This is a genomic window from Streptomyces cinereospinus (genome assembly GCF_042430725.1).
Classification (GTDB): Bacteria; Actinomycetota; Actinomycetes; order Streptomycetales; family Streptomycetaceae; genus Streptomyces; species Streptomyces cinereospinus.
In genome coordinates, this window is the sequence record NZ_JBHMCY010000195.1 from 1 (window position 1) to 1,047 (window position 1,047).

The following is a 1,047-nucleotide window of genomic DNA, read 5'->3' on the forward strand; positions in this document are numbered from 1 at the left end:
ACGCCGCCGCCAACACCTTCCTCGACGCCCTCGCCGCCCACCGCAGGGCCGCCGGCCTCCCCGCCGTGTCACTGGCCTGGGGCCTCTGGGCCGACACGGGCATGGGCGAACGTCTCGGCGCAGCGGAACTGCGCCGCCTGGGCCGCCACGGTTTCCCCGCGATGACGGCGGAGCAGGGCCTCGCGCTGTTCGACTCGGCCCTAACCGCCGACGAGGCCCTGCGCGTCCTCGTCCGGCTCGACCTGCCCGCGCTCCGGGCAGCCGACGCCGCGTCGGGCCCGCTCCCGCCGGTGCTGCGGGGGATGGTGGCTCCCGCTCCGCGAGCCGCGGGCTCCGCACCGGCCGGCGGCACCCTGCCCGCCCGCCTCGCCGACCGGCCCGCGGAGGAACGCGTCCGCGAACTCCTCGCACTGGTGCGGACCGAGGTGGCGCGCGTGCTGGGTCACCCGTCGCCGGACTCCGTCACCGCCGACCAGGCCTTCAAGGACCTGGGCTTCGACTCCCTGACCGCCGTCGAACTGCGGAACCGGCTCAACGACGTGACCGGTGTGCGACTGCCCGCGACACTGGTCTTCGACCACCCCACGGCGACCGCCGTCGCCGGCTACCTCGACAGGCTCCTGTTCGACGGTGGCCCCAGCCCTTCGTCCACCGTCGCCGCGCCGGCCGCGCGGGCCGACGGCGATCCGGTGGTGATCGTCGGGATGGCGTGCCGTTTCCCGGGCGGGGTGTCGTCGCCGGAGGAGTTGTGGCGGCTGGTGGAGTCCGGGGCGGACGCGGTGTCCGGCTTCCCGGCGAACCGTGGCTGGGACGTCGACGGGCTCTACGACCCCGAGCCCGGAGCGCCCGGGCGGACGTATGCCCGGTCGGGTGGTTTCCTGCACGAGGCGGGCGAGTTCGACGCCGGGTTCTTCGGCATCAGCCCGAACGAGGCCCTGGCGATGGACCCGCAGCAGCGGCTGCTGCTGGAGACGTCCTGGGAGGCGTTCGAGCGGGCCGGCATCGACCCCGCCTCGCTGCGCGGCAGCCGCACCGGAGTCTTCGCGG

The 1,047-nt window shown here is 75.5% G+C and carries 1 protein-coding gene; it reads left to right on the forward strand.

Annotation, left to right across the window (positions count from 1 at the left end):
* Nucleotides 1-1,047 (forward strand): beta-ketoacyl reductase (locus ACFF45_RS35465; protein ID WP_381351163.1); only part of this gene is annotated, 1,047 nt, incomplete at both ends.